The organism is Nitrospira sp. (assembly GCA_030653545.1).
In the GTDB taxonomy this organism is placed as follows: Bacteria; Nitrospirota; Nitrospiria; order Nitrospirales; family Nitrospiraceae; genus Nitrospira_D.
In genome coordinates this window covers 20,303-43,734 of sequence record JAURZE010000006.1, presented here as the reverse complement: position 1 = coordinate 43,734, position 23,432 = coordinate 20,303, and the positions used below count along the sequence as shown (strand labels likewise).

The window sequence follows — 23,432 nt, the reverse complement described above, 5'->3', positions numbered from 1 at the left end:
TCAAGGCCGGTGGTGGGGTAGCGTTCTTACGGCCCGCATACACCGAGCACCGCCCGTTCCAGCCTAGCGTCACATCTTGCGTGCGCGGGGCGCGAGCAAGAGAACGCCCCCACCACCGGCCACTCCCGCTTCATCCCTCCGGAGAGAGCTTGATCTCTTTCACTTCTCCGAAGGTCGAGAGCACTTTCGGCAGCATGTCGCCGGAACCGACGGCGATAATCTTCAATCGGTCTGGGTGCAGATGCTTCTTCGCCGCTGCCAGCACGTCTTCCTTGGTCAGCTTGACCACTTTCTCCCGTACCTGCTGAAGAAAGTCCTTGGGCAGTCCGTCGTTCTCCAGCTCCACGAGCCGGCTGACGATCGCCGAGGGGCTGCTGAACGAAAACACGAACGAATTCACATAAGCTTCTTTCGCCTCGGCCAGCTCCTGGTCCGTGACCAGTTCCGTCCGCATCCGTTCAATATTGGCGATGAACCGGCTCACCACTTCCTGCGTGGAGACCTGCTTCGTCTCCGCCCGCATGAGCCAGACGCCTTGATCATGCACGCCCGCCATCAGACGGCTGCCCACCGAATAGGCCAGCCCGCGTTTCGTTCGCACATCGTTGAAGAGCCGGCTCCGGAAAGAACTCCCTCCCAGGATATCGTTGGCGATGGCCAGGGCCACGTAGTCCGGATCATTTTCACGGATCGTGAGATGCCCGACCCGCATATGCGTCTGCGAGGTCTCTTTATTGACGAAGCGGATGGCCGGCGTTGCGCTCTGACTGTCCGGCACATCGGCAATCTTCAGTTCCGGTACCGTTCCCTTGGCCCAATCTCCGAACACCTCGCGCAACGCCGCCAGCATGTCCGCTTTCTGGAAATCACCGGTCACCCCCAAAATGATGCCGTTGGGATGGATCGTGCTCCGGTGAAAGGCCACGAGATCGTCACGGGTAATGCCGGTGACCGACGCGATGGATGTTTCACGGGCGGACGGATGGTCGGGGCCGTACAACAACTTCATGAACTCTCGCCCCACCACGGAGCCGGGATTGTCCTGACGGCGGCGGATGCCCTCAAGCGCCTGCAACTTCGCAATCTCGACCCGCGCCGGTTCGAAGGCCGGCGTCCGGAGCAGACCGGAGAAAATCTGGAGCCCGCGCTTCAGATCCTTCTTCAGCACATCGAGCGACGCAGACCCGGACTCGTGCCCGATCGACACACTGACATCCCCTGCGAAGTGCTCTAATTCTTCATCCACTTGTTCCGGCGTGAGCCCGCCGCCGCCGCCCGTCCGCATGAGGGCGCCCGTGAGTGCCGCGAGGCCGATCTTATCTGCCGGATCAAGCCAGGTGCCGGTTTTCATCGTGGCCGTCACCGTAATGAGCGGCAGCTCATGATCTTCGAGGAGATACACGACCATGCCGTTGTCGAGCACCACGCGATTCGGCTCCGGCGGGATAAACTCCACCGGCTTGAACGTCATGGTGCGCGGGTCGCTGAGCGTCGGCCCTCCCGCGCAAGCCGTCACAGTGAGTGACAGCATGAATACGCTGAACAGGCCGACCACTGCGATCCCGCCCACCCTTACCCGCTTCCCCTTCACCTGCCTCATCGTGCCACCTCATTCCCTGCCGTCAGATTCTTCTCGCGCGCATGCTTGACGAGCGTGCCTACGGTTCGGTTGGACTTGGTGAAATACTGCCTGGCAACCCGCTGAATATCGGCCGGCGTGACCGCGGCGATCCGGTCGCGGGATTTCAAGACATGCCGCCAATCACCCGCCACCGTCTGAAACAGCGCCAGCTGCGATGCGAGCCCGCTGTTCGAGCGCAGGGCCCGCACGAGGTCCGCGTCGATATTGTTGACGATCTTCTGTAGTTCTTTCGCCGGCACCGGTTCGGTCTTGAGCCGTTCCAATTCCGCATAGATCGCCGTCTCCACCTCCCCCGTCGTATGAGGCGCCAGCGGCGTGGCGGTCAGGATGAAGAGATTCGGGGCGCGCACGCCGGGGTAGTTGGCATCGGACCCGACGGACCCGGCCAGCCGTTTCTCCCTGACGATGGTAGTCTGCAGACGGGACGTCAGCCCGTCGGTCAGAATTTCATCGATCACATCGAAGACATCGTCGTCCGGATGGCCCAGGCCCGGCTTGTGATACCCGATCGCCACGATCGGTTCGGCATCGAACTCGACCTCGACGCGGCGCTCGCCCCGCTGCTCCGGCTCCACCGTCACGATCTCGGGCGTGGCGCTCGCGGCCGGAATCTTCCCGAACGTCCCCTCGATCAAGGCAATGACCTCTTTCGGATTGATATCCCCCACGAGGGCGATCGTCGCGTTGTTCGGCCCATAGTAGGTTTTGAAGAAGGCCTCGGTCGCTGCCGGAGTCAGCGACAGAATGTCCGATCCCCATCCAATGGTCGGCACGCCATAGGGATGCGCCCGAAAGGCCGCCGAGGTAAAGGTTTCGAAGAGGAGTCCGTTCGGACTGTCGTCGTTGCGCAGGCGGCGTTCTTCCATCACCACGCCGCGCTCTTTGTAGAATTCGCGGAGGACCGGATTCGCCATCCGGTCGGCTTCGATGGCCGCCCAGACCGGCAACCGGTTGGCCGGGAGGCTGATCGTATAGCGGGTGAGATCTTTCCCGGTGGAGGCATTGAGCCCCACACCGCCGTGGCGCTGATAGAGCAAGGCCATTTCGTTGCCGACCACATACTGGCCCGCTTGCGCTTGCAGGTCCGTGACCTGTTTCTGCAAGGTATCAAGCGCGGCCTGCTCCCCCGGCGTCACCGCAGCGCCCTTCTTGGCCAACTCGCGCTGCCGTTGATCGAGGAGGGTCCCCACGCGAGACAGCTCGTCGAGCGTCAGCTTCTCTTTGTCATAGTCCTTCGTCCCGACGGTCCGCGTCCCCTTGAACGCCATATGCTCATACAGGTGAGCCAAGCCGGTCTGGCCGACCTGCTCATTCACCCCGCCCACCGCGAACGTGATGTTGACCGAGACCACCGGCGTTTGATGGCGCTCGACCATCAGCACGGTCAGGCCGTTCGCCAGTTTGTGTTCGATCACCCGATCGGCAAGACTCGGGCCCTCTGCCACCGCTGGAACGAGGTACAGCGTCAGGCTGACGACCAGCCCGAGGCACAACGCCGTGACGCGTGACGCGTCACGTGATCCGTGAAGCAATTCTGCAATCATGTAAAGATCTCCATCAGTTGTTCCGGTCGTTCGATGAACCAATCGGGCTCGCACGCCGCCATCTTCTCCCGATTCCCCATTCCATAGCCGACGGCGCAGACCCGAATGCCGGCGTTGTGCCCGCCGTTGATGTCGTTGGTACTGTCGCCCACCAAAACGGCTCGCTCCTTAGGGACCTTCACCTGCTCAAGCAGATGCAACAGCATACCAGGCTCCGGTTTCAGGCCAAACCCGTTGTCTCCCCCGACGACCCAGGGGAAATGCCCCGCGCCCAACCCGTTGAGAATGACGCGCGTGTATTCGATCGATTTATTCGTCGCCACGGCCTTGTGCTTGTCGGAGAAGTGCTGCAACATCGGCTCGATCCCCGGAAAGAAGACCGTGCGGTCCAGACAATGTTCGAGATAGTGCCCGCGAAAGACGGCGAGGGCCTCGTCGAAACTCACCCGGTTGCTCTCGCCGACGGCCAGCCGCAGGAGTTTCTTGACCCCGTCGCCGACGAATCCGAAAATTTCTTCAAGCGGCCGTTCCGGCAGCCCCAACTCGACCAGCGTGAGGTTGACCGAATGGGCGATGTCCCACTTCGACTCGATCAACGTGCCGTCCAAATCAAAAATCAACAAATCAACCGGGGTCTTCGTCATGGTTTGACCTTTCGCAATGTCTCTCCCAAAGCCGCCAGGATGCCGCGCTTCTCGGCATCGGTTTCTTTGACTTCTGCGTCACGCACCAGGTCGATCATCCGCTTTAGCCCGATATGCGGAGGAATCATCGGCTCCACGATCCGCCACTTGCTTCGAACGGCCTTCACGCGAAACCGGACTTCCTCGGCGATAGCCTCAGGCACAAACGCCGCCGTTTCCAAATACACCGAGCCAAGCACCGTAAAGGTGACCGGAATCACCACTTCGAGCTGGTTCACCACTTCCCATTTCCGATAATCCTCCGGCACCATGACGTCTTGAATCACCACGATGCGACCCCAGAGAGGCTCCTCCTTCCAGTCAATGTAGGGCACCAGCGTTTCGAACGACATGGCGTCCATGCGGGCGCCCTTCTTGTCAAGCGTCACATAGCGCTTCACGACGGCGGTCGGAGATTGATCAAGCGATCCACTTTGGGCAAGCGCCAGCACGGGACCGCCCAGCAGGACAAGCAGAGCGATGAGTACAAATGACCGTCGCATGGGCGGGCGTTCCTCTCGGATGGCCGGCGGGTTCAACACCATGTTGGCTCCTCGCATGGCACTCGTCATGCGTCCCTCACGGGCATCACGATGGAGTCGAATCTTTCTGATTTGATATCGCGATCGGATGACAACCCGCCCCGGATTCGTGCTGTGAACAATCCGCTCACATTCTAACCTACGTACTGAGTGACCGCAAAGCGATCATACCTCTCCCGCTGAAGGCGGTTTGACCTCCCCAAAATGCGCATGCTACGGTCGATCGGTCTTTGCGACGGACGAACAGGATTCTCGTTATGCCCTTCCCCCTGATCCGGCGTTTCTCACAATGCCTCGTGACCGCCTTCCTGCTCGGACTGGTGATCTGCGCTGGGCTGAACGCGGGAACCGGCCTGGCAGACCCTCTCACTCAATCACCGCCAGCGGTGACGCAGGATCACGATGCCGTCTCAATGGCGCCTCTCAAAGCGCAGGACCTGCTCAAGCGTTTGCAGGAACGGGACGGAGCCCCGCTGCCCGGATATATCGGCGGGCGGGAATTTCAGAATCGAGAGCGCCGGTTGCCGCGCGGCCGCTATCGCGAGTATGACGTGAACCCCAAGATCCGGGGTCGGTCGCGTGATGCGGAACGGCTGGTGATCGAACAGCGCACCGGCAAGGCCTACTATACAGGCGATCATTACCGAACCTTTACACCGCTCAACTAGGACACTGATCATTCCATGACACCACCACGCACCTTGATGAGTTATCTCCAGACTCCGATAGCCCCCTGGTCGTCCTTGCTCGTTATTCCGGCCGGCACGACGGCCACCGCTTTGGTCAAAGCGCCGACCGGATTCGCCCTGCGCGTAATCCACGGCAAAAAATGCTCGACCCCGGCCGGCCTGTTCACGGAATTCGCTCGCGCCTTAGGGTTCCCGGACTATTTCGGTCACAACTGGGACGCGATGGAAGAATGTCTCGCGGATTTGGAATGGCTGCCGGCCAAGGGCTATGTGCTGCTCCTCACCGATGCACAAGCCGTCTTGGCCGACGACGAGGACGAGTACGAAACGCTGCTCGAGATTCTGAGCGATGCCGGGGAAGCCTGGAGCAAAGGCCAGGCCGGCGGAGGGTCCAAGGCGGTTGCCTTTCATGCCCTCTTTGCAGTATCACACCAGGAAGCACCTAGGAGAAAACATTGGGGGATTGAGCCGGCGCCAATGCCGGACCTCTCCCCCCCGACGAAAGGACGATCGCCTCGTCCCGCAAAGAATGGGAGGACACCGCAATGAGTCTCATGGATCAATTAGGGCAAGCCGTCGGCGGCATGCTCGGCGGAAGCAGCAACCAGAATCCTTTGATGCAGGCTTTGACCGGCTTGCTCGGTCAGAATAGCTCGGTGGGAGGGCTCGCTGGACTGGTCCAAACCCTCCAAAAGAACGGCCTGGGCGAGATCGTGAACTCCTGGGTGGGTACCGGCAAGAATCTTCCTGTGACCCCCCAGCAGATTCAACAGGGCCTCGGCGGCGACCTGCTCAAACAACTGGCGACCAAAGCCGGGATCTCGACCGAGGCCGCCGGCACGCAACTCGCCGGCTTGTTGCCAGATCTCGTCGACAAGCTGACACCGACAGGAAAGATTTAAGCCGGCGGACTCGATCAATTGCTGAAGATGTTTCAGGGGAAATAGTACCCGTGCAGGAAACGTAAGGCTGGGGAACCTATAGCCCGGCTTTCCGCGAGAGATTCCGCAGTTCGCCCCAGAGGTGGGCTGCGGAACGCACGACATACCCGCCGACTTCTTGGGTCGTTGATCCCTGAGTGCCGTTAACCTGACCGAAGCGTGACTCCATCCACCCGGCACGAACCTGGATCCGATGTGACGGACAAATCCCATGGGTCTCCCGCCGATCCTCAAAAGGAGCTTTTTCTCCAAAGACTCCGGCTAATCCTTCATGCCGGCACCACGAACACACCACCGTCATGGTCACTCCTCACTTTTCTGATACACCGCTACGCAACACAAACAGCAAAAGTTGGGCCGGAATATCCCGCGCCGTTACCCACTCAATTCCCAGTGATTCGCCCCACTCTTGGTATGACCGAACTGGGCCAATCGTATCTAAATCGATAGGGCCGTATCTCATGAGACACTTTTTGCTCCTCGATGAGGCAATGAACGGCAGCTCCGCTTCTCTAATCCGGCTTTCTTGACCCGTGCAGAGGAGCATGTTAGGGTGCGCCCCCGTCATGAAAACGACTCGATCAGCCCAACTCTTTGCCGCAGCCCAATTGCTCATTCCCGGTGGGGTCAATAGCCCCGTCCGAGCGTTCCGCTCTGTCGGGGGTCAGCCCCGGTTCATCAAGCGCGCCAAAGGAGCCAAGCTCTACGACGTCGACGGCAACACCTATCTCGACTATGTCCTCTCCTGGGGCCCCATGATCCTGGGACATGCCGCTCCGGCGGTCATCCGGGCTATTAAGAAAGCCGCCGACAACGGCACCAGCTACGGCGCACCCACGGAATTGGAAGTCACCCTTGCCCGCATGATCCGCGACGCCTTCCCGTCCATGGAGAAAGTGCGTCTGGTCAGTTCCGGAACTGAAGCCGTCATGAGCGCCATTCGCGTGGCCCGGGGCTTCACCAAGCGGGACAGCATCCTGAAATTCGAGGGCTGCTACCACGGACACAGCGACTACTTACTCGCCAAAGCCGGTTCTGGTCTGGCCACCTTGGGCATCCCCGATTCACCCGGCGTCCCGGCCGACTTTGCCAAGCACACCCTGACGGCCCCTTATAACGACATCGACACTGTGCGACGAATGGTGGCCGAACATCGCAAAGACCTGGCCTGCATTATTCTGGAGCCGATCGCAGGCAATATGGGCGTCGTGCCCCCGGCCCCGGAATTTCTCTCCGCTCTTCGCCGGCTGACGGCAGAGAATGACATTCTTCTCGTCTTTGACGAAGTGATTTCAGGATTTCGCGTGAACTACGGAGGCGCGCAGGCGCTCTATGGCATTACGCCGGATCTCACCATCCTCGGGAAAATCATCGGCGGGGGGCTGCCGGTCGGCGCCTACGGCGGACGGAAAGACATCATGGATCTGATCGCGCCATCCGGGCCGGTCTATCAGGCAGGAACCTTGTCGGGAAATCCGTTGGCCGTCTCGGCGGGGATCGAAACGCTGAAACAGCTCAAGAAGAAGGGCGTCTACAAGAAGCTTGAGGCGCAATCCGCGGCCCTGGCGAAGGGCATCGGCGAAGCGGCGAAGAAAGCGGGCGTGCCGCTCATCCAAACCCGCGTGGGCTCCATGCTCACCGCATTCTTTACTTCCACGCCTGTCAGTGATTGGAATACCGTGAAACAGGCGGATACAGCGCGCTACGGCAAGTACTTTCACAAGATGCTGGACCAGGGCATCTATCTGGCTCCGTCGCAATTCGAAGCAGCGTTCCTCTCCACCGCTCACACCTCAGCCGACATCGACAAAACCATCCGCGCCGCGCATTCCGCCTTCAAGAGCTTATAGTGCGTCTCCCGTGAAGTGTCGTTCGTATCTCATGGGATACAGACGGAGTCCATTCGATACAGCTACGGCCTTGCGGGTCGATCAAACCGATCGTCCGGCAAGGCCGTAGCGAGTGAAAAACTCAGGCGTACTTCCTAGTATGTTGAAGTCTTGAGCAACGTGAGAACGCCGCCCGCGATTGTTTTTATCGACCGCCTATTCGTCGTCCTCGTCCTCCATATCCAAGACTTCCTGCCGCTTTTGCTCTTCCATCGCGTTATGCAGGAGCATCCGGATAAACATCGAATAGAGCGAGCCTTTTTCCAAGGTCCCTCCTGGAGGAATGGCGATTTTGTTTTCCTTAATCATGCGATCCAACCAGATTTTTTGATCAGGCGCGATCAAGATTGGAATCTCGATCAGCCCCACCCGTCCCATCATATCCATCGTAAAACCTCCGTGATTCGTGGTTCGTGAAACATCGGCATTCCAGCACGCCGTTTTGATCGTTGTCAACCGAGTGGCTCATGGCACGCACCCTGCTTAGCACTGAGACATGCGGCTCAAACGAACATCCAGCATGACGCTCTGTGTTCTCACCGTGGCAACCTGTTGGTTAAACTCGGTCCAAGCCTCCCGACTCACTACGTCCAGTGGAGAATCAACGGTTCAGAAAAACTGTGACCTCTGCTGGTCGCCCTCGATCAACGAGTCATCTCCTCCTTCGACGCTGCAGCCGCATCGCCCGCACCGTCCGTCAGGGAGCCGACCCCATCGATTGCCTAAGGGCCGGTACAAAATCGCGCCGTACCGGAAACAGGCGCAGTCTTCGGCGTTGGGCCGGATCTCCGGAAGGAGAATTCCCACCAGCCAACCCATCCACACCGTCGACGGCGATACTTTGCGCGTGGGCTCTGAACGCATCAGACTCCGCGGCATCGACACGCCGGAACTGAACGAGCCACGCGGACCAGAAGCCCGACAGCGGCTGGAGCAACTCCTCAAAGAAGGGCCGATCCGTATCGTGCCCCATGGCCAGGATGTCTACGGCCGCACCGTCGCCGACGTATTTGTGAATGGAAAGAACGTAGCAGAGATGCTGAAACAAGAAGGGTTCGCAAAGCCGCAGTCCTAATTGAGTTCACCCCCGCAAGAAATCACTTGGCCTCAGGTCCCAATCCTGCCAGGATGCCGTTGGGTCTTTCCCGGCACCCGACGCAAAGGCACCTGGCCCTGAACCGATCTATCGATCGATAGGTCGCACATCTGTCCACCCGTCCATAAGGAGATCGGCATGCTTCCACTGAAACCTCTCGATGAAACCGTTCCGATTTTTTCCCAACTCAATGCCGATGTGTCGCCGGTTGTACTCGTGAACGTATTTACCGTTGCAGAGTCCGATATCCCTGCATTGCTGAAAGCCTGGGCCGATGACGCCACCTGGATGAAACAACAACCGGGGTATATCTCCACTCAGCTACATCGCGGGATTGCGGGAAGCACCGCTTTCATGAATTACGCCGTATGGGAATCGGTGGCCCATTTTCGAGCGGCTTTCAGCCATCCCGACTTCAAACAAGCCTTAGAACGCTACCCTTCATCTGCCGTAGCCTCACCACACTTGTTCACACGCCTCACAGTCCCAAATCTGTGCGTCGGTCCCTAACAACACCGCGCAGTCGACCGGAACAGGAGCGGCCGCCAGTGACGATAGCATCTCAGGATGATCGGGGTACTGAAACCAAGGGAAACACCGTGAGTGATGCCCGGATTCTTGCGCTCGTCCGTGGCGTTCACTCGACGGTCTACATCTTGATGGTCACTGCGATCTTTCTCCTGCTCTATGCCGGGGCGACGGGGTACGTCGGCCCCTGGCTGTGGGGTGCGCTGGGGCTCCTCGCTATTGAAGCAGCCGTCTTCGCGGGCAACGGGCTAAAGTGTCCGTTGACCGCGCTGGCCGTCCGCTATGGCGCTACAACCGGCTATGCCTTCGATACGATCCTGACGGAACGCACAATACGACTCACGTTCAGGTTTTTCAGTGGCCTAATGGTGCTTGGGCTGGTGCTATTGGCGCTACGCTGGGCCGGCGTCCTCGGATAACAGCTGGCGATGATGTGGGGCAGTGGGGACGAGCACAGCTCAGCGGCCAATGCATCGAGTGCGCAGCGTGAGATTCACCCGGGGTAGGGAAGAGGAGAGTTACGGCTTCTTCTTGTTCTTCTCCGACGGGTTTTCTGAGAACAGCAGCCAGCCGAGGACGATAAATCCGATCGCGACGCCGGTGACGGCGAGCCAGGTTCCGAGCTTATCCATTCAATGACTCCTTATCGGCTCCGGACTGTAGTACGGCGACGACCGCCTTGTCGAGACGTTTCACCTTGCCGTTGCCATCTGTCGAGGCCAGTCGAGCAGACCCCTCCACGATCACCCGTCCGCTCGCCTTTTCTTTCACCACATGCGCGAAAGTCATGGAGGCGGCGCTCAGATCGGACACCACCGTATCGATGAGCAGCGTGTCGCCGTACCGTGCGGGAGACCGATAGTCCAGCTCCGCGCGCACGACCACAAACACCGTCCCCTGGTTCATTAGCCCGGAGACCGACAGCCCCCGCGCTTCAAGATAGTGCGTCCGCGCCCTCTCAAAATATTTGAGGTAGTTGGCGTAGTAGACCACTCCGCCGCAGTCTGTATCCTCATAGTAGATTTTGACTTCCATGTCGGTTAGAGCGCGAGCGTGGGAAACTTCGGCAACGATGACTCTGTCACTCCGGTCAGCTTCACCACGACATCGTACAGCTGCTGCACACGCTCCGATTTGACCGGCTCAAAACCGTGGCCGAGCACGCCATGATTCGCCGCATCGAGCAGTGGCTTCATGGTCGGCCATTCACGCAGGAAGGCCTGGCCGAGTGGATCGCCCAGCGCCGCCAGTACGCGGAACTGGCCTTGTAAGGGGGCTTTGTACTTGCCGTCGACGTCGTCTAACCAAGCCCTCCGGCAGGTTTCCTGAATGGCCTGCTGGAGCTGCTCCGGCTGCACATCCCAGGTCTTGATCTTATACTGCTTGAACAACTGCCGCTGGGCGAACGATTCGAGGGCGCGCATCAGGACGATCATCGCCGACTCCGGATCGTGGCCGGCACGCTGCCGTCGCCCGGCATGGGCGAGCAAATCAAGGGCGAGGGAGTCTTTGACGGCCGCGGGATCGAGCACCAGCTTTTCGAGAAACGTCGCGTTGGCCTTGATGGACGGAAGCACCGTCTTCAATCCCGGTGGCCCGCCCCACAACGAGGCCATCTCCAGCGCTTTCGCCGCAGTCTTCAGTTTGTCCCACGCCTGCCGGTAGTGCAATCGCTCCCAGAACTCATAGCCCTCGGCGAGATCGGCGAAAGCACGATACGTCGGCTTCTGCCCGCCGCTCACCCTGGTCTCGATCTCGCGAAACCGTCTGATCGCAGCCGAGTACATCCCGCGATTGAACAGCTCGGCGGCCTCCTGACGCGAGACCAGCGCCACATCATCCCAAAGATTGCCCTGTGCCCAGCGCATCAGCCGGCTCCCCACCATAATCGGCTCGCTCTCCTGCCCCTCAATCCATGGCAGCAGCGCAACGGTCCGGGAACTCGTCGGCAAGGTCACCAGCGTCAATGCGCCCGCCATCGCCGGGGTCGCCCCGGTGAGATCGAGCACCAGATCGCCGGAGTGCACATCCCAGGTTGTCAGCAGGTCCGGCAGCACACCAGCCAGCGCATGATGACAGGCTGCGACATCGACCGTATCGGCCAGCGTGACCCAATCCCATCGCCTGGGCATGTGCTCGATATGGGGTTGCACAGCCGACTCCACCAGGTCCTTCGCGGACTCCGGCAGCACGAAGCAGAGCGCCTCAGGCTGGAGGCGATTGATGACAAAGACCGCCGCCGCCGCATCGTCGGTAAACGCGACCACGAGTGCTTTGGTTGGTTGTTCGTGCGCCATTGCGCGCGGACTATAACATCGGCCAGAGAGGCGATCAATTCTCGGCCGGGCAATATGCGTTCTGCTTGACGGTCTCCGGAAACCGGCTTAGACTTTCCTCCATTGCGCAGGCCTCTTTCCTCGCTCACCGCCCACGCTGAGGTTCTACAATGATCTGGTGGTACTGGCTCTTGCTCGGGTTGCTCCTGTTGGGCGCCGAGATGATGACCCCCGGGGGATTCTACATTCTCTTTTTCGGCCTCGCCGCCCTGGTGGTCGGAGCGATCGCGTGGCTGGAACTCGTCCCGGGAGAATCCGCCCAATGGCTGCTTTTCTCCGGCATGGCCGTCGCATTCCTGTTGTTGTTTCGCGGCCCCTTGCTGGCCCGCATCAATGCCTCGGAAGTGAAACATCCCGACATTGATTCGATGACGGGCGAAATCGCCATTCCCGCAGACACACTGGCCGCCGGAGCCGTCGGAAAAGTCGAACTCCGAGGCACCACCTGGTCGGCCAGAAACACCGGCCCCAACCCATTGGCAAAGGGGCAGCGGAGCAAAGTCACCGGCATGGACGGCCTCACATTGCTGATCACAGGCGAATAGCGGGGACCTATCACGTGGAGACTACATTATGGATGGTGGTATGAGCGGCGGATTTCTCGTCACACTCCTATTGGCCCTGTTCGTCCTCTATGTCATCTCAAAGTTGGCCGTCGTCGTCCCGCAACAAAGCGCTTATGTCGTCGAGCGTCTCGGCAAATATTCGGCAACGCTGGACGCCGGTTTTCACATCCTGCTCCCCTTTGTCGATAACATCCGCTACAAGCACTCGCTCAAAGAAACAGCCATCGATATTCCCGAGCAGGTTTGCATCACCCGCGACAACGTGCAGGTGTCGGTCGACGGCATCCTGTACCTCAAAGTGCTGCATCCGCAGCGCGCGTCCTATGGCATCAGCGACTATGGATTCGCCTTGATCCAGCTGGCCCAAACGACCTTGCGAAGCGAGATCGGGAAGATCGAACTTGATCGGACCTTTGAAGAACGGACCAATATCAATATCCAGGTCGTGAATGAGCTCGACAAGGCCTCGGACCCCTGGGGCGTCAAAGTCCTGCGCTATGAGATCAAGAACATCACGCCGCCCAAGGACGTGCTCAATGCGATGGAAAAGCAGATGCGGGCGGAGCGGGAAAAGCGCGCCGTGATTCTCACGTCAGAAGGCGAGCGCGACGCCGCGATCAACCAGGCCGAGGGTGAGAAGCAGCAAGTGATCAAGGCCTCGGAAGCGAAGAAACAGCAACAGATCAATGAAGCCGAAGGCGCCGCCTCAGCCATCCTCGCGATCGCCCAAGCGACCGCCGAAGGACTCCGGAAGGTGGCCGAGACCATTCAAGTGCCCGGCGGACAGGAAGCGGTCCAGCTGCGCGTAGCAGAACAGTACATCACGAAATTCGGTGAGCTGGCCAGGACCAATAACACGCTCATTCTCCCGGCCACCGTCTCCGACGTCGGCTCCATGATCGCGCTGGCCATGAGCGCCATCAAGCAGGGTTCGCCGACCCCGCCACCGAAGGCCTAGCGTCCGAGCAGCCGCGTTTGACAGTCTCACCGCGCTTGCCTAGAATCGCGGACTAATGAAAGATTTTGTCCTCAAGGCCTTCTCCGACAGCGCGGCCGTCAAACAACAATTTGCGCGCGACCACGCCGACCGCATCGCCCACGTCGCCGCACTGCTGGTGACCGCGTTCCGCGAAGGACACAAAGTCCTGCTGTTCGGCAATGGTGGCAGCGCCACGGACGCCGCGCACATCGCAGCGGAGTTTGTCGGCCGCTATAAGCGCGAGCGCAAGCCGTTGCCGGCCATCGCCCTCGCGACCGACATCGCCGCCATCACCTGCATCGCCAACGACTACGGGTTCGACGAACTCTTCGCCCGGCAGGTACGAGCTCACGGCCAGAAAGGCGATATCGCCATCGGCATCAGCACCAGCGGCAATTCGCCGAATGTACTCAAAGGGATCGAGGCCGCGCGCGAATGCGGCCTGATCACTATCGCGTGGACCGGCGGCACCGGCGGGAAACTCGCCGGCCTCGTCGATCATCCGTTCGTCGTACCCTCCACCGTCACGGCGCGCATCCAGGAAAGCCATATCACGCTCGGCCATGTCCTGTGCGAACTCGTAGAGGAAACACTCCTTGGCACAGCGTCCTAACCGGACTCCCCCGCAACGTCCCGCGCGTCTGTTGATTCCTCCGATCGATGTGTCGGATCTGACGACATATCCGTTGAAAAAACGTCATAGCAAAGTGCGGGTCGCCGACTTTGCCCGGCCGTGGACACGCGGAGGGTCGTTCGAGCAGTTTTTCGCATCGCTGCCCGATCTGCTTGCCGTCAAGACATTGCGCGCCGTGGCGACCGCCATCGCGACAGCCCATCGCCAGAAGCGGCCCGTCATCGTCGGTATCGGCGCCCACGTGATCAAGGTGGGCCTCGCGCCGCTGCTCGTCGATCTGATGGAACGCGGCATCGTCACCGCTGTGGCCATGAACGGAGCCGGCATCATCCACGACTTCGAGCTGGCGCTCATGGGGCACACCTCGGAAGAAGTGGACGCCGAGATCGACGAAGGCCGCTTCGGCATGGCCGAAGACACCGGCCGCATCTTGAACGAGGCCATCACGCTCGGCGCACAACACGGTCAGGGGCTCGGAGAGGCCGTCGGACACTACATCAATCGCTATAAAGGCCAGTTTCCCAACCGCGCGACGAGCATTCTCGCCACCGGCGCAAAGCTCGGCATTCCCGTCACCGTGCACGTCGCGATCGGAACGGATATCATCCATATGCACCCTGCCGCCGATGGCGCCGCCATCGGAGCCACGTCTCTGCTGGATTTTCGACGGCTGGCCGCCGTGGTCGCCGGCATGGAAGGCGGGGTCTATCTGAATGTGGGATCGGCCGTCATTCTGCCCGAAGTGTTTTTGAAAACGGTGTCGCTCGGACGTAATCTCGGCCATCCTCTCGCCAAGATCACCACGGTGAATATGGATTTCCTCTCGCACTATCGGCCGCTGACGAATGTGGTGAGACGCCCGACCCAAAAAGGCGGGAAGGGCTATACCCTGACCGGGCATCATGAGATTATGTTGCCGCTCCTGGCCGCAGCGGTACTCGAGCAGATCCGCTAACGTCGATTGCCGCCTCTGAGTCGCTATGCTCCCGGCAAGACGGAGCCTGTAACTATGAATCCCTCCATCGAACGGTTACAAGCAGAGTGGCGCACCCTGAACGAGCGCTACTTCGACGGGCTCCTGCGGGAAATTTCCATTGCCTGGAGCCGCCGCCTGACGTCGTCCGTCGGCATGTTCGTCAGTCGCGGAGGCCCGCGTCCACGGCAATTCGACGAATCGACTCCGCAGCGATCCAAACGGGAAATACGCTTGTCCGAGCCTCTGATGGCACGCCTGGCTGAACGAACCCCCTATGCCGAGCAGGAACTGCTGAATACGCTCGCCCATGAGATGATTCATCAATGGCAGTTCGACATCCTGAAACGGAAGCCGAACCATGGCCCTGATTTTGTGCGGAAGATGACCGAGATGAACCGGAGCGGGCTGGTCTCGATTACGATCTATCACTCGCTTCACAAAGAAGTGCTGGCGCTGGCGCAATTTGCGTGGCGCTGCAAGGATTGCGGAAGGGTGTATCGCCGTCAACGCAAGACGATTCAACCTCGCCGGCATCTCTGCGGAACCTGCCGGGGAGCGTTGCAGGAATTGCCGATGGTGCATCGTGGGGCGGTGCCCATGCCGCTGACGCCCTTCATCACTCCGCCGCCATCTGCCCCCCTGCCGTCCGAGGCCGGGCAACTCTCGCTCGGCTGGGGAGCGTCGATTCGCGCGCTCTTCTCCGGCCGCTAAGCGACCCTGCGCTCCTCTTCCGGCCACGCATCGGCATCGGCATCGACCCCGTTCAGTGAGACCGATACTACGACCTGATTGCCGGACCCCTGAAAATCTAGCTGGTCAAAACTCACAGCTTTGGCCATCGCAATACCGCGGCCGTGAGATTCGTCTGCCCGCCTATGATCCAGATCGAGATACTGTCTCCAGTCAAACCCGCTGCCGTCATCGAGAATCGTCATCTCGAGATTCCTGTCGGTCCGCTCCACCGTGATATGGACACGCTTGTCCCTATGTTCCGGTAACGCCGATCGCCGGATCAGCTCAGCCTCGAACCGGCCTTGGTCCAAGAGTGTGGATTTCTCATCATAGGAAATACCCAGGTTCCCATGCTCAACTCCATTGACGAGCAATTCCGTCAAGCCCAGCTGCGTACGGGATGGATCGGGGAAAGCGTAGGCAAGTAATTCAGCCAGATTTCTGGCCTCCGCCATCGTGCGCAATTCAAATTGTCCTTGCCGGAGCAACTGCATCGTGTGCGCGATCGTCCGCTTTCGCGCCGTGATATCCTCCATCGTTCCAAGATATCGATGTCCGCGCTCATTGGCGATTGGCCACATCAGCACTTGAACCCATCGCGGCTCCTCTTCATCCCCGGCCAATCGACATTCCTGTTGAATTGGGCTCGCCAAAGTGATTGCCGCACCCCAGGCTTCCCGTAGAACTTTGTGATCATCTTGGTGGAACCACTCCACCCAATGGCATTCCGGCAGAACATGCCCCCGTCCCTCTGGTGCCTCCGGAAGTCTCAGAATGGTACCGCCTGTCTTGTTCACATAGAGGCAACTTCCATCGACCCTCACTTCAAACACCCCGACCGGCAACTGTTCCGACAACAACCGGAAGTACGTCTCGCGTTCATTCAACCGCTCCACCATTTGCTTCCGAACCGTTATATCCCGTACAAACGCGCTGAACATCCTCCCGCTGTCCAATGCCAGCGGTGTGATCGTCAGTTCGACCGGAAACTCGGATCCATCTCTTCTGGCGCCGATGATCTCGACCATCTGATTCAACACGGGCCCTACTCCGGTGGCCAGGTACTTGGCCAGCCCCATCCTATGCGCCTCGCGTAACGACGGCGGGACGATAGTTTCGGCCAGATCTCGACCCACCGCCTCCTGCTCCGTCCAGCCGAAAATTTCTTCGGCCTTCTGATTCCACCCCGATATGCGACCGGAACTGTCCATAACAATGATCGCATCCATCGCGCCATGAACAATCGCCCGCATACGGGAGTCACTCTCCTGCCGAGCCTGTTCCGCCTGCTGGCGTTCCATCGCCGATCCAATTTGCTGCCCGATCCACGCCAAGATCGCCAACAGGCTCTCGTCAGGTTCTTTCGCCTGATTCGAGAAAAATTCCAGTACCCCTCCGACACCGCCTCTAAATGGGATTGGAATTGCCAACGCTCCATGTATCTCGCCGGCAGCGGCGGACGGGGCCCGAGGAAACGTTTCGGTTTTGCCGGCAGCGGAAATCCACGCCGGTTCCCCGCTCTCCCAGACACGACCGGGGAGTCCGATGCCCGGTCCAAAATCCAGACCATGGGTGATTTTAAGGAACTCATCATTCTTTGCAGGATCGGCCGCCCATATCGCACGACAGTGGAGACGATTGGTGGAATCAGGACTCCACCACACGCCCGCAGCCCACTGGAGACTCCCGCCGATAGCAGCCAGCATTTTCTGTCGGCCCTCCCCATTCAGAGTCTCCGCACTTAGCAGCATATTCAATGCGATCTGCACCCGCTTGCGTTGTTCAGTGCGGACCCGCTCTGTAATGTCACGCAGGAAAGCACTAAAGCGAACTTCGGATTCAGCCCTGACCGGCGTAATAGTCAACTCTACCGGAAACTCCGTTCCATCGCGGCGAAGTGCCGTTATTTCGATTCGCTTCTTCAGCACCGATTCCTCTCCCGTCGTAAGGTATCGCGCCATCCCTTGCTGATGCGCCTCGCGAAATGCAGGAGGGATAATGAACGGGGCCAGATTCTTCCCCAGGATCTCCGTCGCCCGCCATCCGAACGTATGCTCGGCTTGCTTGCTCCAGAACTGAACAACACCTCGTTGATCGATCACGACGACGGCATCAAGGGCCTCGTCCAAAACCGCACGGAATTGCACCTCACTTTCCGCCAAAGCTTGTTCAGCTTTGACGGAGTGATCCTGTTCCCGTAGCTGGCATCGCTTGGCCCACACCACCAAGCTCAGCATGAGAAGAAACCCTCCGGCACCAGCCGCAGTGACGTTTATCAACACACTGCGAAGGTCGGCCAACACGTGCTGGCGATCGGCACGGACCAGAATTCCCCATCGCAATCCTTCTGACCCCTGAACAGCAGCCAGGCTGGCATAGCCCGTGATGACGGGAACTCGGCGGGTCAGATGCTCTTCCTGTACAAACCCCGATCGCCCCCCGACTACATGCACGGCAGAAAGCAACCCCAGTTGCCTGAGATTGCCGACTTGCTCTTCTTGAGGTTCGGCACCCAGGCGCACTCGCCCATCTTCGGCCAGAATACGATACCGCACCGGTCCGTAGTCTCGTGTTTGCGCCTGAAATTCCTCGATAGTCTCAACAACGAACGTCTCCCACGTTGCGCGCTCTACTTTCGCCAAAACGACGCCCCCAACTGCCCCGTCCGCCTTCCTGAAGGCCGCCGCGAACAGCACCGCCGAAAGTACACCATCCCCGCGGCTCTGCTGTTCTTCCTCAATGACATGAATTCCGGTTGCCCGCAGGACCGACCCGAACCAAGGCTTCGTAGACACTTCCTGCCCGATAGAGGCGGTATCGGTGGACGCCACGAGATGACCGGAGAGATCCGCCACCGCCAATTGGTCATAGACTCCATAGGTCTGAAGAATCGTCTCGAGATAGGCCTTCATCGCCGGGCCATCTCCGCTCTGAAGTTGCGGTGCCACGGCGAGCAGACGAAGCACCCCGATTCGCTCAACCAAGAGGCTATCCAGTTTATGGGCTACCTGAATCGCACCAAACTTGAGCCGTTCACCGGCTCGGGCAATGAGTTCCTGTTCAACTATCCAAAGTCCAAGGAGCCCGAGAGACGCAGCACCGATCACCCCGGCACAGAGCATCACCGGCGCTTTGGAAACAGCCCTTCGCAATCTGTGAACCACCCCCACTATGCCGCCTCCCTGAGATCCTGCTCCAACTCTCCGCGGGCTCGCTGAAATTCAAGTTCCAATTCAGCCAAAAGGGCGGGGACCGTCTCCAGTTCCTCACGGGCGGCCAACACGACCTGGTCGCACATTCTGGCCAGGCCCAACGCGCCAAGATTCGCTGCGCTCCCCTTTAAACTGTGTGCGATTCGTTGCACATCTTCCGCTCGTCCCTTGCGGCAAGCCGCCCCCAGCGCAGTCAGCCGGGTCGGAGTATCGGCAAGAAAATGGCCGATGATCCGGGATAAAAATCCGGGATCATCCTCGTCGCTCAACACGCGAAGCCCGTCAAACACCAGCGGATCAATCGTGGGGCCATCGCTCTTCGCCGCTGCAGACACCGGCTCAACCTCACGCGGACGCCACCGATCAAACACCACGGCTAAGGCGTCGCTCGTCACCGGCTTGGAGACATAGTCATCCATGCCCGCTTGCAGGCAGGCTTCACGGTCCCCCTGCATCGCATTAGCCGTCATCGCGATGATGGGAGTCCGGTGGTGAGCATTCGGCGAGGGATGCAGCCCCGAGCCGCTGCCCGACCGCTCACGCGATCGAATCTTGCGGGTCGCTTCAAATCCGTCCATCTCCGGCATCTGGCAATCCATGAACACCAGGTCATACGGGATGCGCGACAGGGCCTCGACGGCCTCAAGCCCGTTTGCGACGACATCGACCCGATGGCCCAGCCGCTCAAACATCCGGACGGCGACCTTCTGATTGATAATGTTGTCTTCGGCGAGCAAAATCTTCATCCCCGCCGATGTGGCCGCTTCGGCAAGCGTATAGCGGGTGACTAACTCCGCTCCCGGCTGCATCCGGCCTCCGGCGGAGGCAGCCGTCGACGGGTCCAACACCATCGCCAGACAACGCACAAGCTGACTTTCCCTGAGCGGCTTAGTGAGATAGGCCGACACGCCCAACGCCTTGGCCGCTTTCGCGTCTCCCCGTTTTCCGACAGACGTCAGCAGGATCACGCGCGGAGCGGACGCCCCGATTGCCAACACCGTTTGCGCAAGCTGGAGTCCGTCGACGTCGGCCAGATCGGCATCAATGACCACGACGTCATACGGGATCCCCTTGCGAATTTGCGCCTGAAGGTGAGGAACGACGGCCGCATAGTCGCTGACCACCGTGGACACGACTCCCCATTTCTTCATCAGCAGATCGAGGATCCGGCAGTTGATCGGCTTATCGTCGACGATCAACGCACGTTTCCCCCGTACCGAGAGCACTTCCGGCACGACGGCTTCAACCGCTTCCCCTTGCAGTTCAAATCGAGCGGTGAACCAGAAGGTACTGCCGGTTCCCGGTTGACTGGCGACCCCGATCTCCCCGCCCATTATTTCCACGAGACGTTTGCAAATGGCCAACCCCAATCCGGTGCCGCCATATTTTCTCGTCGTGGACCCATCGGCCTGGCTGAACGCCTGGAATAAGCGGGCCTGTTGCGCCTCGGTCAAGCCGATGCCGGTATCCGTGACATCGAACCGGACGACGACCGCGCCGGCCTGCTGCGAGCCGAGCCGCACCTGGACGACGACATCCCCCTGCTCGGTAAACTTAATGGCATTCCCCACGAGGTTAGTCAGCACCTGGCGCACGCGTCCGGGATCACCGCGCAGAGCGCTCGGCACCTCGGCGTGAAACAGGCAGGCGAGATTCAGATGCTTGCTCGAAGCCCGCTCTCCAAAGAGATCCAACGCATCTTCGACCGCATGACGCAGATCGAAGTCGATGATCTCCAAGTTCATCTTGCCGGCCTCGATCTTCGAAAAGTCCAGAATGTCATTAATAATTGTCAGCAGATGATCGCCGCAATTCCGCACCGCTTCGCCATACTCCCGTTGCTCCGCCGTCAGCTCCGTGTCGAGCAGCAGCCCGGTCATCCCGATCACCCCGTTCATCGGCGTCCGGATTTCGTGACTCATCGTAGCGAGAAACGCTGATTTCGCCTCAGTGGCGGCACGCGCCTGGCCCAGGGCTGCGTCGAGATCGTGATTACTGCGCTCCAACTGCTGCGCATAGGACGAGAGGGCCTGCTCCGACTCCTTGCGCTGCGAGATATCCCGGATGAACGCACTGAACACGACCGTATCATTCAGGCGCAGATGCGCAATGGAGACCTCCGCCGGGAACACCCGTCCATCACGATGACAGGCCTGCACCTCCACCAGTTTCCCGAGAATGCTCACCTGGCCCGTCTTGAGATACCGAGCCAGCCCGGCGCGATGCGCCGCCCGTTGGTCGGCCGGGATGATCGTATCGGCCAGATCTCTGCCGATCGCTTCGTGCGCCTGCCATCCAAAGAGCAACTCCGCTTGCGCATTCCACTCGGTGATCATCCCGTCCCGATCCATCGTGACGATGGCGTCCAGCGCCGTATCAATGATGAGACGCGTCCGGCTCTCGTTCTCTCGCAAGGAGGCTTCGACCTCCGCCCGCTCCAGAAAGAGCCCGATCTGACTTCCGATCGTGGCGAGCGTCCGCAAGAGATCCGCATCGCGGGGATGCACGTCCCGGCTGAAAAACTCCATGATGCCGAACACGCTCGCCCGCAGCCACACGGGAAATACACAACCGGCATGCAAGCCGTTCCTCGAGGCCGCAGCCGTTCGCACGAAGTCATGGTCCCGCAGGACATCCGGCTCCCAGAGCGACTCGCCCCGCGCCCAACAGCGACCGGGAAATCCCACACCGGATGAAAAGGTCTCCCGGCGACTGGCCTCCAAAAACTCCTCCACCGGATGCGGATGGGCGCCCCACGTGTGCAGGCAGCGAAGCGTTCTGGCCCTCTCCTGCACCCGCCAAAAAATGCCGACCTGCCATTCCAGGCTCGTTCCGATCACGCGCAGCAACTCAGGGATCGCCTGCTCGACCGTCGAGGCTTCGGCCAGGACTTTCGCCACCGCATGCTGCAGCGCCTGACGGCGCTGCGCATGTTTCTGATCCGTAATGTCCCGCGTCACGCTCAAGACCGACGGCGGGATACCCTGCTCTCCCGGCAACAACACCGACGTCATCTCAAACCAGCGCGAGTGTCCCGAGAGGCCCTGCAGCCGGCCGCTCATCAAGACGCTCCGGCCTTGGAGCGCGGCGGCATGCGCATCCTCGTACGCCCGACGATCGTCCTCGTGCACCCAGCGGCCGATATCCCGGCCAAGAATCTCTTCCGGAAACCCGGCATCGAAGAGCGCGCACCCGGCCGGATTGATCTGCAGAACACGGCGACCGTCATCCGTCACCAGCACTCCCTCCGGCTCCACCTCCAGGATCGTCTGCAGCCGGCGCTCATTCGCTCGCGCATGCATCCGCTCCTCCTGCGTCTCCTTCCACTCCCGCTGGACGCGACGGGTTACATTGAGCAAGAGCCCGATGAGCGGCCCGACGATTAGAAGGCCGGCTGCGCCCACCGTCCAGAGAAAGCGATGGACCGGGTCCACGACTTCCGCCCGGTCCACCCGCAGCAGGACCGTCCATTTCGGACTCTCGACCCCCTCTGCCCCCTGGGTGCGGGCATACCCCGTCAACACCGGCACCCGGCGGACGAAATGCTGCTCTTCGACAAAGCCCGACTCCCCTGAGCCGGCACGTTGAACCGACGGCAGGTTTCCTTGCGCGAGATTCAAATGCCCCTGGCGCGCACCGTCCGAATCGATGAACACCCCGCCGTCTGCCCGGAGCACTTTATATTCGACTGTATGAAAGAAAGATGTCTTCTGTTGGAACAACCGAATCGCTTCAGTCACCGAGCGCTCCAGCTGCTTGGCACTCACCCGGGTCGTCACCGCGCCGCGAAAGGACCGGCGGGCGGCATCCACCCGATGATCCACAATCGGGGCAGTGAAAGAGACGGCCTCTGCGCCGGGACTCGCCTCATCGACGGCGATGTCGCCCACGTACAGACCGATTCGTTCTTCGCGCACCGCCTGGAACCAGTCGGCGGCCCGGACATCGAGCCGGCGGGCCTGAGGCATCGTGGCTTCGAGGATCCGGCCGGCCGGATCGACGATGCCGATCCAGAGATAGAGGGGATAGGCTTGATGAAACGTGGACAGAATATGGCTCCGCGCCGCCGATGTTCCCCCGCTCATCGCCAGCGATTCTGCCAGGAACTGCACGTCACCGACCCGCTCATTCAGCAGCAGATCGAGCTTGGCGGACACTTCCGCCGCCATGATGGAGACCGCCTCCCCTGACGTCGCCACTGTCCGCCGTTCCAGCCAGGTACCCCCCCCAAGCACCGCCATCAGTGTGGCCGCCGTAATGAGTCCGATCAGCATAAACTGATGCCGGTGCGTAAACGCACGGGAGCCGCGACCTGATGCCATGCGCTGATCCGAAACTCCCAGTCCCACGCCTGTTGATCCCCTCTTCACCGGTTCTTGTCCGCGCGCAAACCGTGGATGCGGCCTGTCTTGCGCAGACCTTTCCCTGCTCCCGGTTAGCGTC

At 60.2% G+C, this 23,432-nt stretch carries 22 protein-coding genes; 12 read left to right on the top strand and 10 right to left on the bottom strand.

Annotated elements, in window-relative coordinates:
- Positions 1-130 precede the first annotated feature (130 nt).
- From Q7U39_02040 to Q7U39_02025, 4 genes are read right to left on the bottom strand one after another with little or no spacing between them, the layout of a single operon-like run.
- A complete protein-coding gene (locus Q7U39_02040) occupies positions 131-1,600 on the bottom strand; it encodes a pitrilysin family protein (protein ID MDO9116712.1) in 1,470 nt (489 codons plus the stop codon).
- Positions 1,597-3,186 carry a pitrilysin family protein gene (locus Q7U39_02035; protein ID MDO9116711.1) on the bottom strand — a complete coding sequence of 530 codons (1,590 nt, stop codon included), beginning with the start codon at positions 3,184-3,186 and terminating at the stop codon, positions 1,597-1,599. The genes Q7U39_02040 and Q7U39_02035 overlap by 4 nt, the downstream gene beginning before the upstream one ends.
- Positions 3,183-3,830 carry an HAD-IA family hydrolase gene (locus tag Q7U39_02030; GenBank protein MDO9116710.1) on the bottom strand — a complete coding sequence of 216 codons (648 nt, stop codon included), beginning with the start codon at positions 3,828-3,830 and terminating at the stop codon, positions 3,183-3,185. The genes Q7U39_02035 and Q7U39_02030 overlap by 4 nt, the downstream gene beginning before the upstream one ends.
- Positions 3,827-4,372 (bottom strand): hypothetical protein, encoded by a 546-nt coding sequence (locus Q7U39_02025; GenBank protein ID MDO9116709.1) that lies wholly within the window; start codon positions 4,370-4,372, stop codon positions 3,827-3,829. The genes Q7U39_02030 and Q7U39_02025 overlap by 4 nt, the downstream gene beginning before the upstream one ends.
- Positions 4,373-4,668: 296 nt before the next feature.
- On the opposite strand from Q7U39_02025, the gene Q7U39_02020 reads away from it, so the two are divergent.
- The 3 genes from Q7U39_02020 to Q7U39_02010 are packed head-to-tail and all read left to right on the top strand — an operon-like array spanning position 4,669 to position 6,002.
- On the top strand, positions 4,669-5,079 hold the full coding sequence (locus tag Q7U39_02020) for a ribonuclease domain-containing protein (protein ID MDO9116708.1): 411 nt from the start codon (positions 4,669-4,671) through the stop codon (positions 5,077-5,079).
- A gap of 15 nt (positions 5,080-5,094) precedes the next feature.
- Entirely contained in the window at positions 5,095-5,649 is a 555-nt protein-coding gene (locus Q7U39_02015) for a barstar family protein (protein MDO9116707.1), read from the top strand.
- 5 nt (positions 5,650-5,654) lie between these two features.
- Positions 5,655-6,002, top strand: coding sequence for a YidB family protein (locus Q7U39_02010; protein ID MDO9116706.1), 348 nt, complete (start codon positions 5,655-5,657; stop codon positions 6,000-6,002).
- A 76-nt stretch (positions 6,003-6,078) separates the two neighbouring features.
- Here the strand turns inward: Q7U39_02010 and Q7U39_02005 are convergent, their stop codons facing one another.
- Positions 6,079-6,342, bottom strand: a complete 264-nt coding sequence (locus Q7U39_02005) for a hypothetical protein (protein MDO9116705.1) — start codon at positions 6,340-6,342, stop codon at positions 6,079-6,081.
- Positions 6,343-6,607: 265 nt separating this feature from the next.
- On the opposite strand from Q7U39_02005, the gene hemL reads away from it, so the two are divergent.
- Entirely contained in the window at positions 6,608-7,891 is a 1,284-nt protein-coding gene (gene hemL, locus Q7U39_02000) for a glutamate-1-semialdehyde 2,1-aminomutase (GenBank protein ID MDO9116704.1), read from the top strand.
- A 195-nt stretch (positions 7,892-8,086) separates the two neighbouring features.
- Here hemL and Q7U39_01995 read toward each other — a convergent pair whose 3' ends face one another.
- Positions 8,087-8,317, bottom strand: a complete 231-nt coding sequence (locus Q7U39_01995) for a hypothetical protein (protein MDO9116703.1) — start codon at positions 8,315-8,317, stop codon at positions 8,087-8,089.
- Positions 8,318-8,648: 331 nt separating this feature from the next.
- Here Q7U39_01995 and Q7U39_01990 point away from each other — a divergent pair, with 331 nt between their 5' ends.
- From Q7U39_01990 to Q7U39_01980, 3 genes are all read left to right on the top strand, one after another.
- Positions 8,649-9,005, top strand: coding sequence for a thermonuclease family protein (locus Q7U39_01990; GenBank protein ID MDO9116702.1), 357 nt, complete (start codon positions 8,649-8,651; stop codon positions 9,003-9,005).
- A 159-nt stretch (positions 9,006-9,164) separates the two neighbouring features.
- The gene (locus Q7U39_01985; protein MDO9116701.1) at positions 9,165-9,536 is read left to right on the top strand and encodes an antibiotic biosynthesis monooxygenase family protein; all 372 of its coding nucleotides are present in this window, start codon (positions 9,165-9,167) and stop codon (positions 9,534-9,536) included.
- Positions 9,537-9,574: 38 nt separating this feature from the next.
- Positions 9,575-9,973: a hypothetical protein gene (locus tag Q7U39_01980; GenBank protein MDO9116700.1), complete on the top strand. Its 399-nt coding sequence runs from the start codon at positions 9,575-9,577 to the stop codon at positions 9,971-9,973.
- Positions 9,974-10,178: 205 nt separating this feature from the next.
- Here the strand turns inward: Q7U39_01980 and Q7U39_01975 are convergent, their stop codons facing one another.
- Positions 10,179-10,589, bottom strand: coding sequence for a YbgC/FadM family acyl-CoA thioesterase (locus tag Q7U39_01975; GenBank protein MDO9116699.1), 411 nt, complete (start codon positions 10,587-10,589; stop codon positions 10,179-10,181).
- Between the two features lie 5 nt (positions 10,590-10,594).
- On the bottom strand, positions 10,595-11,851 hold the full coding sequence (locus Q7U39_01970; protein MDO9116698.1) for a TIGR02710 family CRISPR-associated CARF protein: 1,257 nt from the start codon (positions 11,849-11,851) through the stop codon (positions 10,595-10,597).
- 149 nt (positions 11,852-12,000) lie between these two features.
- Between Q7U39_01970 and Q7U39_01965 the strand changes: the two genes are divergently transcribed.
- The 5 genes from Q7U39_01965 to Q7U39_01945 are packed head-to-tail and all read left to right on the top strand — an operon-like array spanning position 12,001 to position 15,756.
- Positions 12,001-12,435 (top strand): NfeD family protein, encoded by a 435-nt coding sequence (locus Q7U39_01965; GenBank protein ID MDO9116697.1) that lies wholly within the window; start codon positions 12,001-12,003, stop codon positions 12,433-12,435.
- Positions 12,436-12,475: 40 nt separating this feature from the next.
- Positions 12,476-13,414 carry a stomatin-like protein gene (locus Q7U39_01960; protein MDO9116696.1) on the top strand — a complete coding sequence of 313 codons (939 nt, stop codon included), beginning with the start codon at positions 12,476-12,478 and terminating at the stop codon, positions 13,412-13,414.
- A gap of 55 nt (positions 13,415-13,469) precedes the next feature.
- The gene (locus tag Q7U39_01955) at positions 13,470-14,048 is read left to right on the top strand and encodes a D-sedoheptulose 7-phosphate isomerase (protein ID MDO9116695.1); all 579 of its coding nucleotides are present in this window, start codon (positions 13,470-13,472) and stop codon (positions 14,046-14,048) included.
- Positions 14,032-15,024, top strand: coding sequence for a hypothetical protein (locus Q7U39_01950; GenBank protein MDO9116694.1), 993 nt, complete (start codon positions 14,032-14,034; stop codon positions 15,022-15,024). Before Q7U39_01955 ends, Q7U39_01950 begins: the two co-directional genes overlap by 17 nt.
- A gap of 54 nt (positions 15,025-15,078) precedes the next feature.
- Positions 15,079-15,756 carry a SprT-like domain-containing protein gene (locus Q7U39_01945; GenBank protein MDO9116693.1) on the top strand — a complete coding sequence of 226 codons (678 nt, stop codon included), beginning with the start codon at positions 15,079-15,081 and terminating at the stop codon, positions 15,754-15,756.
- Here Q7U39_01945 and Q7U39_01940 read toward each other — a convergent pair.
- Positions 15,753-18,941, bottom strand: coding sequence for a PAS domain S-box protein (locus Q7U39_01940; protein MDO9116692.1), 3,189 nt, complete (start codon positions 18,939-18,941; stop codon positions 15,753-15,755). The two genes, Q7U39_01945 and Q7U39_01940, sit on opposite strands and share 4 nt — an antisense overlap.
- 5 nt (positions 18,942-18,946) lie before the next feature.
- Positions 18,947-23,311 carry a PAS domain S-box protein gene (locus Q7U39_01935; GenBank protein MDO9116691.1) on the bottom strand — a complete coding sequence of 1,455 codons (4,365 nt, stop codon included), beginning with the start codon at positions 23,309-23,311 and terminating at the stop codon, positions 18,947-18,949.
- Positions 23,312-23,432: the final 121 nt, after the last annotated feature.